Here is a 14785-nt window from a genome sequence, read left to right as displayed (position 1 = left end):
GAGCCGGGTTTGCGAGCCCCGCAGTCGCGAACGAACGAAGGCTCCGCATGAGCGGCAGCCTGCTGGTCGACAACATCGGCGAGCTGGTCACCAACGGCCTCGGTGAGGGCCCGCTGGGCATCCGCCGCGACGCGGCCGTGCTGGTCGAGGACGGCCGGGTGGCCTGGGTCGGCGCGGCCGCGTACGCGCCGGCCGCCGACCGACGGCTGGACGCCGACGGGGCCGCCGTGCTGCCCGGCTTCGTGGACAGCCACGCCCACCTGGTCTTCGCCGGGGACCGGGCCGCCGAGTTCGCCGCCCGGATGGCCGGCCAGCCGTACACCGGCGGCGGGATCCGCACCACGGTGGGCGCGACACGGGCTGCCGGCGACGACGACCTGCGGGCCACCGTGCGCCGGCTGCGCGGGGAGGCCCTGCGCCAGGGCACCACGACCATGGAGATCAAGAGTGGGTACGGGCTGACCGTCGCCGACGAGGCCCGCTCGCTGCGGATCGCCGCCGAGACCAGCACCGAGACCACCTTCCTCGGGGCGCACGTGGTGCCCGCCGAGTACGCCGACCGCCCCGACGACTACGTCGGGCTGGTCTGCGGGCCGATGCTGGCCGCCGCCGCGCCGCACGCGAAGTGGATCGACGTGTTCTGCGAGCGGGGCGCCTTCGACGTGGACCACGCCCGCGCCATCCTCGCCTGCGGGCAGGCCGTCGGGCTGGGCGTACGGCTGCACGCCAACCAGCTCGGCCCCGGCCCGGGCGTCCAGCTCGGGGTGGAACTGGGCGCGGCCAGCGTGGATCACTGCACCTACCTGTCCGACGCCGACATCGACGCGCTCGCGGGCGCGCACACCACCACCGTCGCCACGCTGCTGCCCGGCGCCGAGTTCTCCACCCGCTCGCCGTACCCGGACGCCCGCCGGCTGCTCGACGCCGGTGTCACAGTCGCGCTGGCCACCGACTGCAACCCCGGCTCGTCGTACACCTCGTCGATGCCGTTCTGCGTGGCCCTCGCGGTCCGCGAGATGCGGATGACCCCGGCGGAGGCGGTCTGGGCCGCCACCGCCGGCGGGGCGCGTGCGCTACGCCGCGACGACATCGGTGTCCTCACCCCGGGCGCGCGGGCCGACCTCGTCGTCCTGGACGCGCCGTCGTACCTGCACCTGGCCTACCGGCCCGGTGTCCCACTGATCCGCCAGGTAATACGCAACGGAGTTCCCCAATGACGAACGTGACCATCCAGCCCACCGGGATCTCCACCGACGACGTCCTCGCGGTGGCCCGCGGCACCGCCACAGTGGTCCTCGACCCGGCCACCAGGGAGGCGATGGCGACCAGCCGCGCCATCGTGGACGGCATCGAGGCCGCCGGGCGGCCCGTGTACGGCGTGTCGACCGGGTTCGGGGCGCTGGCCAACACCTTCGTCGCGCCGGAGCGGCGGGCCGAACTGCAACACGCGCTGATCCGCTCGCACGCCGCCGGGGTGGGCGCGCCCATGCCCCGCGAGGTGGTCCGGGCCATGATGCTGCTGCGGGTCAGGTCCCTGGCCCTTGGCCGCTCCGGCGTCCGCCCGCTGGTCGCCGAGGCGCTCGTCGACCTGCTCAACCACGACATCACCCCGTGGGTGCCCGAGCACGGCTCGCTGGGCGCCTCCGGCGACCTGGCGCCGCTGGCGCACTGCGCGCTCGTGCTGCTCGGTGAGGGCTGGGTCCTCGGCCCGGCCGGCGAGCGGCGCGACGCGGCCGACGTGCTGGCCGCCGCCGGGCTCAAGCCGATCGAGCTGGCCGCCAAGGAGGGGCTGGCGCTGATCAACGGCACCGACGGCATGCTCGGCATGCTGCTGCTGGCCATCCACGACGCGGCGCACCTGTTCGCCATGGCGGACGTGACCGCCGCGCTGGCCATCGAGGCGATGCTCGGCTCGGAGCGGCCGTTCCTGCCCGAGCTGCACGCGATCCGGCCACACCCCGGTCAGGCGGCGTCGGCGGCGAACATCCACAGGCTGTTGCAGGACTCCCGGGTGATGGACTCGCACCGCGACGACCTGGCGCACGCCGTGCAGGACGCGTACTCGATGCGGTGCGCCCCGCAGGTCGCCGGCGCGGCCCGGGACACCCTGGACTTCGTCCGCACGGTCGCGGGCCGGGAGCTGGTGTCGGTGGTGGACAACCCGGTGGTGCTGCCGGACGGCAGGGTCGAGTCGACCGGCAACTTCCACGGCGCGCCGCTCGGCTTCGCCGCGGACTTCCTCGCCATCGCCGCCGCCGAGGTGGGGGCGATCGCCGAACGGCGGGTGGACCGGCTGCTCGACGTCACCCGCTCCCGGGAACTGCCCGCGTTCCTCTCCCCCGACGCGGGGGTGAACTCCGGGCTGATGATCGCCCAGTACACGGCGGCCGGGATCGTCGCGGAGAACCGCCGCCTGGCCGCCCCCGCCTCGGTGGACTCGCTGCCCACCAGCGGCATGCAGGAGGACCACGTCTCGATGGGCTGGGCGGCTGCCAAGAAGCTGCGCACCGTCCTGGACAACCTGACCAGCCTGCTCGCGGTGGAGCTGCTGGCCGGCGTACGCGGACTTCAGCTGCGCGCGCCGCTGGTGCCGTCGCCGGCCGGCCGGGCCGCCGTCGCCGCGCTCGGCGGGGCGGCCGGCGAACCCGGACCGGACGTGTTCCTCGCCCCGGTGATGGAGGCGGCCCGAGCCGTCGTCGCCGGGCCGGAGTTGCGCGCCGCCATCGAACGGGAGATCGGCCCGCTGGGCTGACCTCCGCTCGGTCGCTGTCGTCCGCCGCGGGTCAGGCGGCGGGCGGCAGCACCTTGGCGACCAGCTTGGCCAGCTCGCGCAGCGCCTTGCCCCGGTGGCTGATCGCGTCCTTCTCCGCCGGGGTCAACTCGGCGTTGGTCCGGTCCTGCCCGTCGCCCAGGAAGATCGGGTCGTAGCCGAACCCGCCGTCGCCGCGCGGGGCACGCAGCAGGCGGCCGGACTGCCGGCCGTCGACCAGGTGCTCCTTGCCGCCGGGCAGCACCAGCGCCACCGTGCAGACGAAGGACGCCGCCCGGTGCTCGTCCGGCACGTCGGCGATCTGGTCCAGCACCAGCTGAAGGTTGGCCTGGTCGTCGCCGTGCCGGCCGGACCAGCGGGCGCTGAACACGCCCGGCATCCCGTTGAGCGCGTCCACCGCGAGCCCGGAGTCGTCGGCGATGGTCGGCAGGCCGGTCTGCCGGCAGCCCTCCCGCGCCTTGATCAGCGCGTTCTCGCCGAAGGTCAGGCCGGTCTCCGGCAGTTCCGCGTACTGCTCGACGTCGTCCAACCCGAGCAGGGCGATCCGGTGCGCGCCGAGCGCGCCGTCCAGGATCCGCTGGAGTTCCACCAGCTTCTTCTGGTTACGCGTGGCCAGCAGGACCTTGTTCATAGCAGTGCCTTCCGCTGGGCTTCGGCCAATTCGGCGCACCCGGCCACGGCCAGGTCGAGCAGGCTGTCGAGCTGGTCCCGGGCGAACACGCCCGCCTCACCGGTGCCCTGCACCTCGACGAAGTCGCCCGCGCCGGTGCACACCACGTTCATGTCCACCTCGGCGGCGACGTCCTCCTCGTAGCAGAGGTCGAGGCGCGGCTCGCCGGCGATGATCCCCACGCTGACCGCGGCCACCGAACGGTGCATGACCTTCTCCGGCTTGCCGGCCAGCGACTTGCGGGCAGCCAGCCAGCTGACCGCGTCGTGCAGCGCGACGTACGCGCCGGTGATCGCGGCCGTGCGGGTGCCGCCGTCGGCCTGGAGCACGTCACAGTCGAGGACCACCGAGTTCTCGCCGAGCGCCTTGAGGTCGATGCACGCGCGCAGGCTGCGACCGATCAGGCGGGAGATCTCGTGGGTCCGGCCACCGACCCGACCCTTGACGCTCTCCCGGTCGGAGCGGGTGTTGGTGGCCCGGGGCAGCATCGCGTACTCGGCGGTCACCCAGCCGAGCCCGGAGCCCTTGCGCCAGCGGGGCACCCCCTCGGTGACGCTCGCCGTGCAGAGCACCCGGGTGCCGCCGAACTCGACGAGCACCGAGCCCTCCGGGTGGCTGCTCCAGCCCCGCGTCAGGGTCACCGGTCGAAGTTGAGAGGGCCCTCGCCCGTCAGGTCGCGCCATGCCTGCACCCTATGCGGTGGGGTGATCCACCTCCGCCGCGGTGTCCCGACCGGTGTCCGCGTCGTGCACCCGGAGAAATCCGGCGACCGCCGCCGGCCAGCCGAACTCCTCGGCCCGCGCCCGGGCGTCCCGCCGCCGCCGCGCCCGCGGCCGGGCCGCCAGGCGGCTCACCGCCTCGGCCATCGACGCCCCCGAGCCGTACGCGGCCACGCCGGCGACGCCGACCACCTCCGGCAGGGCGCTTGCCGCGTTGACCACGACCGGGGTGCCGCAGGCCAGCGCCTCCAGCCCGGCCAGGCCGAAGGTCTCCACCGGGCCGGGCGCGAGCACCACGTCCGCGCTGGCGAGCAGCGCGGCCACCGCGGCGCGGTCGGGCAGGAAGCCGGTGAACGTGACGGGCAGGCCGGCGGCGCGTCGGGCCAGGGCGGCACGCTGCGGGCCGTCCCCGGCCATCACCAGCACCGCCGGTACGCCCGCCCGGCGCAACTCGGCGAGGGTCTGCACGGCCAACTCCGGTCGCTTCTCGGGGGACAGCCGGGCACAGTGCACCAGCAGCAGTTCGGTGGGGTCGGCGTAGCGCTCGCGCAGCCGCGGGTCGGCCCGGTCCGGGTGGAAGGTGTCCAGGTCCACCCCGAGCGGCACCAGGTCCACGTTGCCGGCGCCGATCCGGTCGAACTCGTCGGCCGCCCACCGGGTGGTGCACACGATCCGGTCGTACGCCCGGCTGGTCGCCCGGTTGAGCCGGTCGGCTGTCGGCCGGCGCAGCGCGTCCGGCACACCCCACTGGCCGAGCAGGCCGGCCAGCGACTCGTGCGACACCATCACCGACGGCACCCCGTTCGCCCGCGCCCAGCTCCCCGTCCAGCGCAGCGACGACCGGTCCGACACCTCCAACCGGTCCGGGGCCAGGTCGGCGAGCAGCCGGGCCAGCCGCCGCCGGCCGGCCAGCAGCCGGTAGCCACCGGTGCCGGGCAGCTCCGGGCCGGGCAGGGTGACCACCCGCCCCCACGGGTACGACTCGTCGGCGGCCCGCTCGCCCGGCACCACAAGCACCGGGTCGTGGCCGGCCGCCCGGTAGCCCTCGCCGAGGTGTCGCAGGGCGGTCCGCAGCCCACCGGAGCGGGCCGTCACGAAGTTGGCGAGCCGCACGATCCGCAGCCCGGACGTTCGCCGGGTCATGAGGCGGCCGGCAGGCCCACGGTGGCGGCCGAGGCTCGTACCGCCTGGTAGTGCCCGATCAGCTCGTCGCCCACGGCGGCCCAGCTGCGCCGGCTGACCGCGGCCCGGGCGGCCAGGCCGTACGCCCGCCGCCGGTCGGCGTCGCCGGCCAGGTCGGCCACCGCCGCGGCCAGCGCGTCCCCGTCGTTCGGCGGCACCAGCGACCCGGTCACCCCCTCGTCGACCAGGTCGACAGGGCCGCCGCTGGCCGGCGCCACCACCGGCACGCCGGAGGCCAGCGCCTCCTGGATCGTCTGGCCGAACGTCTCGTGCGGGCCGGTGTGCGCGAACACGTCCAGGCTGGCGTAGAGCCGGGCCAGGTCCTCGCCGTGCCGCACGCCCAGGAAGCTCACCTCGGGCAGCGTCCGCGCCAACTGGCGCCGGGCCGGGCCGTCACCGGCCACCACCACCCGCACGCCGGGCAGCCGGGACGTCGCCGCCAGCAGGTCCACCCGCTTCTCCGGGGCGAGCCGGCCGACGTAGCCGACCAGCAGCTCGCCGCCGGGTGCGAGCCGTTCCCGCAGTGCCGGGCAACGTTTCGCCGGATCGAACCGGACGGCGTCGACGCCCCGACCCCACAGCCAGATCCGCCGCACCCCGTTGGCGATCAGGTCGGCGGCGGCCCGGGTGGACGGGGCGAGGGTCCGCTGCGCCAGGTTGTGGATCTCCCGGATCCGCCGCCACGCCGCCGCCTCACCCCAGCTCACCCGGTACGCCCGGGCGTACGCGGCCACGTCGGTCTGGTAGACCGCCACCGTGGGCAGCCCGTGCCGGCTGGCCAGCGTCGCCGCCCGCGCGCCGAGGACGAACGGGCTGGCCAGATGCACCACATCCGGCGCCGCCGACAGCAGCGCGCCGGCCAGCCGGGTGGTGGTCGGCACGCCCAGCCGGAAGCCCTGGTAACGCGGCAACGGCACGCTGGGGATACGCACCACCGGGTACGGCAGCCGGTCGACGTCCTGCCGACCGGCGCCGGGTGGCGAGGGCGCGATGACGACTGGCTCGTGGCCCCGGGCGAGCAGATGTTCCGCCGTCCGCACCACGGAGTGCGCGACGCCGTTCACATCCGGCGGGAACGACTCGGTCACGATGGCGATCCGCATGCCCACACCGTGCGGGTGGGATGGGTGCGGCAGACGACGGTCCGCTGACCGCCCGGCGAACAGTTCCGCACAACACCGCCCGGCCGCTCCCGGTCGACCCGGGCGTGCGGGTCAGATGTCGTAGCTGGCGCCGGGCCGGACCACCTCGAGCGGACCGGTGTACGCGGCGGCGGCCGACTCCAACGTGTGCGCCTCGCTACCCCAGGCCGCCACGAGGTGGGTGAGCAGCAGCCGACCCACCACCGCCTTGGTCGCCGTCTCGCCGGCCTCCCGGCCGGTCAGGTGCAGATCCGGCGGATTGTCCACCCCGTCGAGGAAGCTCGCCTCGCAGAGGAACGCGTCGACGTTCTGGGCCAGCCGCAGCAGCGCGTCGCAGGGCGCGGTGTCCGACGAGTAGCAGAGCGACCTGCCGTCGTGCTCCAGCCGCACCCCGTACGTCTCGACCGGATGGTTGACCCGGTCGACGGTGACCGTGAACGGGCCGATCGGGAACGTGCCCGGCTCCAGCGCGTAGAACTGGTAGACGTCCTCCACCGTGCCGTCGTCGTGGTACGCGGCGCTCAGCCGGTCCGGAGCGCCGGCGGGCGCGTACACCGGCAGGGCCGGATAGGGGCCCTCCGGGGCGTAGCGGCGGACGACCACGTACGTGACGGCGTCGAGGATGTGGTCGCAGTGCAGGTGGGTCAGCAGGATCGCGTCGGGGGCGTGCAGCCCCGCGTACCGCTGGAGACTGGACAGCGACCCGGAACCGAAGTCGACAAGGAGTCGGAAGCCGTCAGCCTCGACGAGGTACGCCGAGCACGGGGACTCGGGGCCGGGAAAGCTGCCGGCGCAACCCAGGACGGTCAGTCGCATCTGGTCGTCTCGCTGTCACTGTCAGTAGCATTGGTGCCGGCCGTCGCTACAGACATGATCTCTACCGACGCGTACGCCACGCTGGGCAGCCTACGCTGAGGGACCCGAAGGCAAGAATCATCCACTGGAACTTGTCACGAACGTGACACCTGCTCACGGTGGTGCCGGCAGCGTTCGGGCCGCCGACGCACGCGTCGACGGCCCGTACACGACGACCATTCCGGTCAGGCCCAGAGCTGGCCCTCCAGGGCGTCCTCGGCATCGGCCAGGGTCCCGCCGTACGCGCCTGTGGACAGGTACTTCCAACCGCCGTCGCAGACCACGAACGCCACGTCGGCCCGGCGACCGTCGCGGACCGCCTCGTGCGCCACCGCGAGCGCGGCATGCAGGATCGCGCCTGTGGAGAAACCCGCGAAGATGCCCTCCACCTCGACGAGCTGCCGGGTGCGCAGCACCGCGTCCCGGGTGCCCACCGAGAACCGCCGGGACAGCACCGAGGCGTCGTACAGCTCCGGCACGTACCCCTCGTCGATGTTGCGCAGCCCGTAGACCAGCTCGCCGTAGCGCGGCTCGGCGGCCACGACCTGGATGCCGTCGACCTTCTCCCGCAGATAGCGACCGGTGCCCATCAGCGTGCCCGTCGTGCCCAGCCCGGCCACGAAGTGCGTGATGGTGGGCAGGTCGTGCAGCAGCTCCGGCCCGGTCGTCTCGTAGTGCGCCCGGGCGTTGGCCTCGTTGCCGTACTGGTAGAGCATCACCCAGTCCGGATGCTCGGCGGAGATCTGCTTGGCGGTGGCCACGGCCTGGTTCGACCCGCCCGCCGCCGGCGAGAAAATGATCTCGGCGCCGTACATGCGGAGCAGCTGGACCCGCTCGGTCGAGACGTTCTCCGGCATCACACAGACCAGCCGGTAGCCGCGCAGCTTCGCCACCATGGCCAGCGAGATGCCTGTGTTGCCGCTTGTCGGTTCGAGGATGGTGTCACCCGCGCGGAGCCGCCCAGCCTCCTCCGCGGCACGGACCATGAACAGCGCGGCCCGGTCCTTGATGCTGCCGGTCGGGTTCCGGTCCTCCAGTTTGGCCCAGAGCCGCACCGGCGGAGCACCGTCGGGCACCGTCGGCGAGAGCCGGGGCAGACCGACGAGCGGTGTGCCCCCGCACGCGTCGAGCAGGCTGTCGTACCGCGCCATGGCGGCCGTCCTCAGCGAGCAGCGACGGCGTGCTGGCTGATCGCGGCAGCGGCCGCGAAGCCGAACGCGCCGCCGGCCACCGCCGGCAGGATGGTGACGCTGTCACCGTCGGAGAGCTTGGCGTCCAACGCGCCGAGGAACCGGACATCCTCGTCGTTGACGTAGACGTTGACGAAGCGGTGCAGCGCGCCGGCCTCGGTGACCAGCCGGCCACGCAGCCCGGCGTGCCGGGAGTCCAGGTCGGTGAGCAGGTCGCCGAGGGTGTCGCCGGCGCCGTCGACGACCTTGGCGCCGCCGGTGTAGCTGCGCAGGATGGTGGGGATGCGAACCTCGATAGCCATGATGTCGTGCTCCTCGCTCAGGTGTGCCTAGGTGACGGGACGAAACGGGTGCGGACGCTGACGGGTCAGCGGCCGGAACACTCGTAGTCGACCGTCGCCGGGCTCTGCCCGAACATGTACGACTGGACGGCGTGCGGGTCGACGGCGGCCTCCACGATCCGGACCGGCTCCTCGGTCACCACACCGTCGACGATCCGGAACGACCGGATCTCCTCCGAGTCGGGCTCGCGGGTCGAGACGAGCAGGTAGTGCGCGCCCGGCTCGCCGGCGAAGGAGACGTCGGTCCGAGACGGGTACGCCTCGGTGGCGGTGTGCGAGTGGTAGATGACCACCGGCTCCTCGTCGCGGTCGTCCATCTCCCGCCACACGCGCAGATGCTCCATCGAGTCGAACTCGTAGAAGGTCATCGAGCGCGCCGCGTTGTCCATCGGGATGTGCCGGGTCGGGGTGTCGCTGCCGACGGGACCGGCGACGACGCCGCACGCCTCGTCGGGGTGGTCCCGGCGCGCGTGGGCGACGATCGCGTCGATGATCGACCGGTCGATGCTCAGCACGTGCACCAGCCTAACCCCTGTCGGACAGGGGCTGAAGTGGCGCCGGTCACGCCTAGTCGATCAAGGCGTTGAGCAGCGACTCCTGTAGATACCCGAGATACGCGTAGACCGACAGCTGGAACACCCGGCTGGAACCCGGGTCCTCGGTGACCGCGTCGTCCAGCTCCTCGCCCAGGTCGGTGCCGTCCTTGATCTCCAGGCGGACACCCATCGCCAGCCGCGCGTCGTTCAACGCCCGCAGCCACGCCTCGGCCGCCTCGGCGTCCAGCCGCACCTCGCCACCGGCCTCGTCGGGCAACGCGGCCAGGATCGCGCCCGCCTGATCGATCTTGGCGGTCTTCAGGTCGCCCTCGGTGTAGCGGCGGAACTCGGCGGAGCCCGCCACATCCTTCGGGTAGACCGCCGGGAAGAGCCGGCCGACGACCGGGTCGGTGTGGTCGAAGCCATCGGTGAGCAGGCCGACCACCTCGGAGGCGACCTTGCGCAGCACCCGCACCTCGTCGACGGCGAAGGTGGCCACATAGCAGTCGGCCTGGCGACGGAACATGCTCACGACTTGTCCACCGTCGCCCACAGCCCGTACGCGTGCAGCTGCGACGCGTCGTGCTCCATCCGCTCCCGCGCTCCCGTGGAGACCACGGCCCGGCCCTTGTGGTGCACGTCCAGCATGAGCTGCTCGGCCCTCTCCCGGCTGTAGCCGAAGAGCTTCTGGAAGACCCAGGTCACGTACGTCATCAGGTTGACCGGGTCGTCCCACACGATCGTCACCCATTGCCGGTCAGCCGCCGGCACCTCGTCAGTGTCCGGCGTCTCGACCGGTGCAACCTGTGGAGCCGCCATGCCCCCCATCGTGCCACCGGTTTCCCGGAACCGAGGAACCGGAACGCCGGCCCGGCGAGGATCGCCCACTCCGGCCCCGCCCGACCCGCCGCGGACGTTGTCGGCCGCGAAGGGTGGGGCGAGCCCGGACGGTGGGGCGACCACGCCGTCAGGCGAGCAGGATGCCGTGGTCGACTGCATCGGAGAGCACCGCGCCCAACGAGAGGCGGATCACCTCGAATCGCCGGGAGAGCTCCCGGGACAACCCCAGCTCGACCTCCCGCAACGCCCGCTGGGACCAGGCCCGCGCGGCGTTGTGGTCGGCGTTGCCGGGCGTACGCCACTGCTGCCAGCACCCGCCGGAGAGCGCCACCGCCACCGGCGGGAGCACCTCGTCACGGGACGGCGTCGGGTAGCCGGCGAGCGCGTCGATCGCGTCCGCGCCGGTCAGATTGGCCACCCCGGCCGTACTGGTAATCAACAGCACCCGGTCCAGGTCGCCGCCGTTGCGGTGGTCGGCCAGGCCGTACTGCACGGCGGTGGCGATACGGCGGCGCACGCCCTCAGCGGGTGGGGCGCCGAGCACCTGGGCCGCCGTGTCGGACAGGATGCCCCGCACGGCGTGGTCGCACTGTGCGGTGGCGAGCAACGACAGGGCGGCCATCTCCCGGTCCAGCAGATCGGGCAGGCCGGCGCAGCCGACCCCGAAGACGATCTCCTGAACGGCCCGCAGGTGGATGTTTGCCAACTCCAGGGCGAGGTGCTGACGGATGCGCTGCGAGCAGGAGCGGGTCTGCCGGTCGAGCTGCTCGGACCAGTCCCCCGGATCGGCGACGACGGCCACCCGGTCGTGCTGGCCGGGCAGCACCGGAGGATCGGCGCTGGCGCGTTGCAGGCCCTCACCCGCGGACCAGCCCACCAGCGCCCGGCGCAGGTCGGCCGCGGAGGCGGCGTCGTCCACCGGGAACCAGCGCGCGCCGGCCAACGCCGGCACCGCGGCCAGCAGCGCCGCGCGGTGCGCCTCCACGGTCACCGCGATCGGGTCCACCTCGGTCGACGGGACGGCCGCTCCCGCGCCCTCCGTCGCCGCGCAGTCGGCGGACGGGCCCCAGCCCGCCGCGCCCGGGGTGACCGCGAAGGCGACCTCCACGCCCGCCGGGGCGACCTCGGCGAGCAGGTTCAGCTCCGTGGCGGTGAACGCCTGGTCGGCCGCGATCACGAAGAGCAGCGCGCCGGCCCTGCCCACTGCGTCCAGCAGAACCCGGACGCCGGCCACGCCGAGCGTGCCCGTGTCGGGTGTGTCGATAAGCGTGAAGTGCCGCAGCAGGGGCTCCGCCACGCTCAACTCGACCCGTCGGGGCGGGCGGGCCAGCGCCGGCCCGGCGGCGTCGCGGTCCGCCCCGTACGAGTAGGGCTGGCGGTAGCCGGGGACGAAGGCGGCCCGGGTCGGCACCTTGGCGTGCCGCACCACCAGCCAACTGCCCGCCGGCACGGTGAGCATGACCGGGTCCAGGCCCAGCAGGGTGGCGAGCACGGTACGCCGCTCGGCGCCGGCCGGGCCGACGGCGACCACGCCGAGCGGCTCCTCAAGGGCCGGGCCGGTCACGCCGGTGCGGGTGGGTAAGGGACCGCAGTTGGGCAGGTGGGTATCGCCGGACACGTCGTCGGACGAGTCGACCGAGGGGAGAGGGCCCTGCTTCATCGGGTGGCCTCCCAGGGCAGGTGACCGGTAACCCGGTCGATTGGAAACTCCGGTGACGCTATTCGGATGCCGGAAGACTACGGGCGGGCCGGTGACCGGACGGAACACTCCGAATACTCACCGGTAATCGCGAGATTACTCAACTTCGGTGCGTGACGGTACGGGCGCGGACAGGTCTCGATGGATATGCTGCGCGAATGAGTCGATGGAAGTTCGTCGGCCGCACCGATGAACTCAACCGCCTGCTGGCAGCGGTGACCGGCGAGGCCGGCCGGGGGCTCTTCTTCAGCGGCAGCGCCGGCATCGGCAAGAGCCGGCTGCTGCGCGAGGGCGTCGCCACGCTGCCCAGCGACAGGTACGCCATCTGGTCCATCGCGGCGAGCGCCACCACCGCGGCGCTGCCGTTCGGCGGGCTGGTGCAGGTCCTCCCCGCCGAGCAGCCGCAGGGCCTCTCCCCCGCCGGCATCCTCCGCTGGGCGCTGGACGTGCTGCAACAACAGGCCGCCGGCCGGCGGATCGTGCTGGCCATCGACGACGCGCACCTGCTCGATCCCCCGTCCGCGGCCCTCGTGCACCTGGTCGCGCGTACGGAGAACGCCACAGTGGTCGGCACGCTGCGCGACGGCGAGCAGATCCCGCTGCCGATCCGCGCACTGTGGACCGACGACCTGGTCGAGCACGTCGAGCTCACACCGATGCCACCGGCGGAGACCGCCGGCCTGCTGGCGGAGATCCTGGGCGGCCCGGTCGACGCCGGCTCCGCCGACCGGCTGGGCCGGCTCTCGTCCGGCAACCCGCTGCTGCTGCGCGAGCTGGTGCACGCCGCCACCGGCAGCGAGGAGCTCAAGCGCACCTACGGGATCTGGAAGTGGACCGGACGGCTGGAGCTGGCACCCAACCTGACCGACCTGATCGACACCCGGGTCGGGCAGCTCACCGACGGTGTCCGCGCGGTCGGTGAGCTGGTCGCCTTCGGCGAGCCCCTCGGCCTGCACCTGCTCAACCAGGCCGCCGACCAGGCGGACGTGGAGATGGCCGAGGAACGCGGACTGATCACGGTGATGCAGCACGACCGGCGGACCAACGTCCGGCTGGCCCATCCGCTCTATGGAGAGGTGCTGCGCCGTCGCTGCCCGGTCAGCCGTACCCGTCGACTCCAGGCCCGCCTCGCGGAGCTGCTGGAGCAGGTCGGCAAGCGCCGTCGCGACGATCTCCTGCGGGTGGCGGTCTGGCGTCTGGACTCCGGCACCGCGCAGGACCCGGCCCTGCTGGTGGACGCCGCGGTGCAGGCGTTCACCCGCTACGACGTACCGCTGGCGACCCGTCTGGCCCGTGCCGCGCTGGACGCCGACGGCGGCTCGGACGCCGCCGAGCTGCTGGCCACCATCCTGATGTTCGCCGACCGACCGGACGAGGCCATCGACGTCCTCGACGCGGTGACTCCGGAGCCGGACGACGAGCGGCGGCTCTGCCGCTGGCTGACGGTACGGGGAATGGTCAGCTACTGGGGGTTGAGCCAGGAGTCCACGGTGGAGGAGATCGCCAGCCGGGCGGAGCAGATCAGCGACTCCGCCGGCCGCGCCCGGGTGCACGCCTTCGAGGCGATCATGCGCCTGCACCGGCTGGACACGACCGCCGCGGTGCGGCTCAGCCAACGCGTACTGGACCGGCCGGCGGCCGGCGTCGCCGCCCGGGAGCTGGCCCGCTCCACAATCGCGTACGTCCAGGCCGCCCGGGGCGAGCTGACCCGCAGCGGCGCGGCGATCGCCCAGGTGCACTCCGCGGCGGCCAGTTGGCGCACCGACATGCCGTACCTGCAACTGGCGTTGGAGCTGGCCCGGGGCACCCGGCTCATGCTCACCTGTGACCTGGCCGGGATCGACGCGATCGTGGCCGACGAGTTCGCCGACCTCGCGGGCGCCGGTGACTTCCGGCTCGGCACCGGCTACCTGGCCATCCTCCAGGCGTACGCGGCACGCCTGCGCGGGCAGAGCGACACGGCGATGCGGACGTCGCTGGGCGCCTGCGCGGTGCTGGCCACCAGCCGCGTCTACGCCGGGCTGGCCCAGGCCGAACGGGCCCAGTCGGCGGCGCTGCGCGGCGACGCGACGCAGGCCGCCGCCGCGATGGCCGAGGCGGACCGCACCCACGCGCCGGGCATGGCGGTGCTCTACCCGTGGCTGGAGCAGGCCCGCGGCGCGACGCTCGCCACGTCGGGCGACCTGCCGGGCGCCGTCAAACACCTCGGCGACCTGGTGGACCGGCTGCGCGCGGACAACTTCGCCGGGCACGAGGTGCACGTCCTGCACGACCTGGTACGGCTCGACCAGGCTTCGATGGCGGTCGGCCCCACCTGCTCGGACGGCGGTCGGCGTACCGTCGCGCAGCGCCTCGCCGAACTCTCCGAACGGGTCGACGGTGTGCTGCCGCCGCTGCTGGCCCGGCACGGCCGGGCCGCCGCGACCGACTCCACAACCGATCTGCTCGCGGTCGCCGACGACTACGCCGCGCTGGAGCTGACCGTGTTCGCCGCCGAGGCCACCGCCCAGGCCGCGCAGCGGCTGCGCCGGCAGCAGTCGGCCGCGGCCAACGACGCCCGAGAGCGGCTGGCGGGCCTGCTCGGTCGCTGCGACCTGATCCGTACGCCGGCGCTGAACGCCGGGGTGCCGGTGCTCACCGAGCGGGAGTGGCAGGTGGCCCGGCTCGCCGCGCACGGCGCGCCCAGCCGGGCCATCGCCGAACGGCTCTACCTCTCCGCGCGCACCGTGGAGAACCACCTCCAGCGGATCTACTCCAAGCTCGGCGTGACCGGGCGGACCGAGCTGTGGGCGGCACTGCGGTCGATCCCGGGCCACGAGGGCGGCGACGTCGGCTGAACCT

At 73.6% G+C, this 14785-nt stretch carries 14 protein-coding genes; 3 read left to right on the top strand and 11 right to left on the bottom strand.

Features of this window, described 5'->3' with window-relative positions; genetic code table 11:
• The first annotated feature begins 47 nt into the window (after window positions 1-47).
• Both hutI and hutH read left to right on the top strand, forming a co-directional pair.
• Window positions 48-1217: an imidazolonepropionase gene (gene hutI, locus FHG89_RS06595; RefSeq protein WP_139583467.1), complete on the top strand. Its 1170-nt coding sequence runs from the start codon at window positions 48-50 to the stop codon at window positions 1215-1217.
• A complete protein-coding gene (gene hutH, locus FHG89_RS06590) occupies window positions 1214-2752 on the top strand; it encodes a histidine ammonia-lyase (protein WP_139583466.1) in 1539 nt (512 codons plus the stop codon). The genes hutI and hutH overlap by 4 nt, the downstream gene beginning before the upstream one ends.
• A gap of 31 nt (window positions 2753-2783) precedes the next feature.
• Here hutH and rdgB read toward each other — a convergent pair whose 3' ends face one another.
• The 11 genes from rdgB to FHG89_RS06535 form a co-directional block, all read right to left on the bottom strand.
• Window positions 2784-3401 (bottom strand): RdgB/HAM1 family non-canonical purine NTP pyrophosphatase, encoded by a 618-nt coding sequence (gene rdgB, locus FHG89_RS06585; protein WP_139583465.1) that lies wholly within the window; start codon window positions 3399-3401, stop codon window positions 2784-2786.
• The gene (rph, locus tag FHG89_RS06580; RefSeq protein ID WP_139583464.1) at window positions 3398-4123 is read right to left on the bottom strand and encodes a ribonuclease PH; all 726 of its coding nucleotides are present in this window, start codon (window positions 4121-4123) and stop codon (window positions 3398-3400) included. Before rph ends, rdgB begins: the two co-directional genes overlap by 4 nt.
• A 9-nt stretch (window positions 4124-4132) precedes the next feature.
• Complete coding sequence (locus tag FHG89_RS06575) at window positions 4133-5302, bottom strand: glycosyltransferase (protein ID WP_139583463.1); 1170 nt, start codon at window positions 5300-5302, stop codon at window positions 4133-4135.
• Window positions 5299-6444 (bottom strand): glycosyltransferase family 4 protein, encoded by a 1146-nt coding sequence (locus FHG89_RS06570; protein WP_139583462.1) that lies wholly within the window; start codon window positions 6442-6444, stop codon window positions 5299-5301. Before FHG89_RS06570 ends, FHG89_RS06575 begins: the two co-directional genes overlap by 4 nt.
• A 111-nt stretch (window positions 6445-6555) precedes the next feature.
• Complete coding sequence (locus tag FHG89_RS06565; RefSeq protein WP_139583461.1) at window positions 6556-7299, bottom strand: MBL fold metallo-hydrolase; 744 nt, start codon at window positions 7297-7299, stop codon at window positions 6556-6558.
• A gap of 224 nt (window positions 7300-7523) precedes the next feature.
• Window positions 7524-8489: a PLP-dependent cysteine synthase family protein gene (locus tag FHG89_RS06560; RefSeq protein WP_139583460.1), complete on the bottom strand. Its 966-nt coding sequence runs from the start codon at window positions 8487-8489 to the stop codon at window positions 7524-7526.
• An 11-nt stretch (window positions 8490-8500) separates the two neighbouring features.
• Complete coding sequence (locus FHG89_RS06555; RefSeq protein ID WP_139583459.1) at window positions 8501-8830, bottom strand: MoaD/ThiS family protein; 330 nt, start codon at window positions 8828-8830, stop codon at window positions 8501-8503.
• Window positions 8831-8895: 65 nt separating this feature from the next.
• Complete coding sequence (locus FHG89_RS06550; protein WP_139583458.1) at window positions 8896-9384, bottom strand: M67 family metallopeptidase; 489 nt, start codon at window positions 9382-9384, stop codon at window positions 8896-8898.
• A 52-nt stretch (window positions 9385-9436) separates the two neighbouring features.
• Window positions 9437-9931, bottom strand: a complete 495-nt coding sequence (locus FHG89_RS06545; RefSeq protein ID WP_208760883.1) for a DUF2017 domain-containing protein — start codon at window positions 9929-9931, stop codon at window positions 9437-9439.
• A 2-nt stretch (window positions 9932-9933) separates the two neighbouring features.
• Window positions 9934-10224, bottom strand: a complete 291-nt coding sequence (gene clpS, locus FHG89_RS06540; RefSeq protein ID WP_139583456.1) for an ATP-dependent Clp protease adapter ClpS — start codon at window positions 10222-10224, stop codon at window positions 9934-9936.
• A gap of 148 nt (window positions 10225-10372) precedes the next feature.
• Window positions 10373-11905: a P-loop NTPase family protein gene (locus tag FHG89_RS06535; RefSeq protein ID WP_139583455.1), complete on the bottom strand. Its 1533-nt coding sequence runs from the start codon at window positions 11903-11905 to the stop codon at window positions 10373-10375.
• A 197-nt stretch (window positions 11906-12102) separates the two neighbouring features.
• Between FHG89_RS06535 and FHG89_RS06530 the strand changes: the two genes are divergently transcribed.
• Complete coding sequence (locus FHG89_RS06530) at window positions 12103-14781, top strand: LuxR C-terminal-related transcriptional regulator (RefSeq protein ID WP_139583454.1); 2679 nt, start codon at window positions 12103-12105, stop codon at window positions 14779-14781.
• The last annotated feature ends 4 nt before the right edge of the window (window positions 14782-14785 follow it).

This window comes from Micromonospora orduensis (assembly GCF_006228125.1).
GTDB lineage: Bacteria > Actinomycetota > Actinomycetes > Mycobacteriales > Micromonosporaceae > Micromonospora > Micromonospora orduensis.
This window is presented reverse-complemented; position numbering and strand designations above follow the sequence as displayed.

Coding starts and splice junctions, on each gene's coding strand:
- FHG89_RS06575 (WP_139583463.1), bottom strand. CDS start 5,302: ATGACCCGGCGAACGTCCGGGCTGCGGATCGTGCGGCTCGCCAACTTC.
- FHG89_RS06570 (WP_139583462.1), bottom strand. CDS start 6,444: ATGCGGATCGCCATCGTGACCGAGTCGTTCCCGCCGGATGTGAACGGC.
- FHG89_RS06535 (WP_139583455.1), bottom strand. CDS start 11,905: ATGAAGCAGGGCCCTCTCCCCTCGGTCGACTCGTCCGACGACGTGTCC.
- FHG89_RS06530 (WP_139583454.1), top strand. CDS start 12,103: ATGAGTCGATGGAAGTTCGTCGGCCGCACCGATGAACTCAACCGCCTG.
- rph (WP_139583464.1), bottom strand. CDS start 4,123: ATGGCGCGACCTGACGGGCGAGGGCCCTCTCAACTTCGACCGGTGACC.
- hutH (WP_139583466.1), top strand. CDS start 1,214: ATGACGAACGTGACCATCCAGCCCACCGGGATCTCCACCGACGACGTC.
- FHG89_RS06545 (WP_208760883.1), bottom strand. CDS start 9,931: ATGTTCCGTCGCCAGGCCGACTGCTATGTGGCCACCTTCGCCGTCGAC.
- rdgB (WP_139583465.1), bottom strand. CDS start 3,401: ATGAACAAGGTCCTGCTGGCCACGCGTAACCAGAAGAAGCTGGTGGAA.
- clpS (WP_139583456.1), bottom strand. CDS start 10,224: ATGGCGGCTCCACAGGTTGCACCGGTCGAGACGCCGGACACTGACGAG.
- FHG89_RS06560 (WP_139583460.1), bottom strand. CDS start 8,489: ATGGCGCGGTACGACAGCCTGCTCGACGCGTGCGGGGGCACACCGCTC.
- hutI (WP_139583467.1), top strand. CDS start 48: ATGAGCGGCAGCCTGCTGGTCGACAACATCGGCGAGCTGGTCACCAAC.
- FHG89_RS06555 (WP_139583459.1), bottom strand. CDS start 8,830: ATGGCTATCGAGGTTCGCATCCCCACCATCCTGCGCAGCTACACCGGC.
- FHG89_RS06565 (WP_139583461.1), bottom strand. CDS start 7,299: ATGCGACTGACCGTCCTGGGTTGCGCCGGCAGCTTTCCCGGCCCCGAG.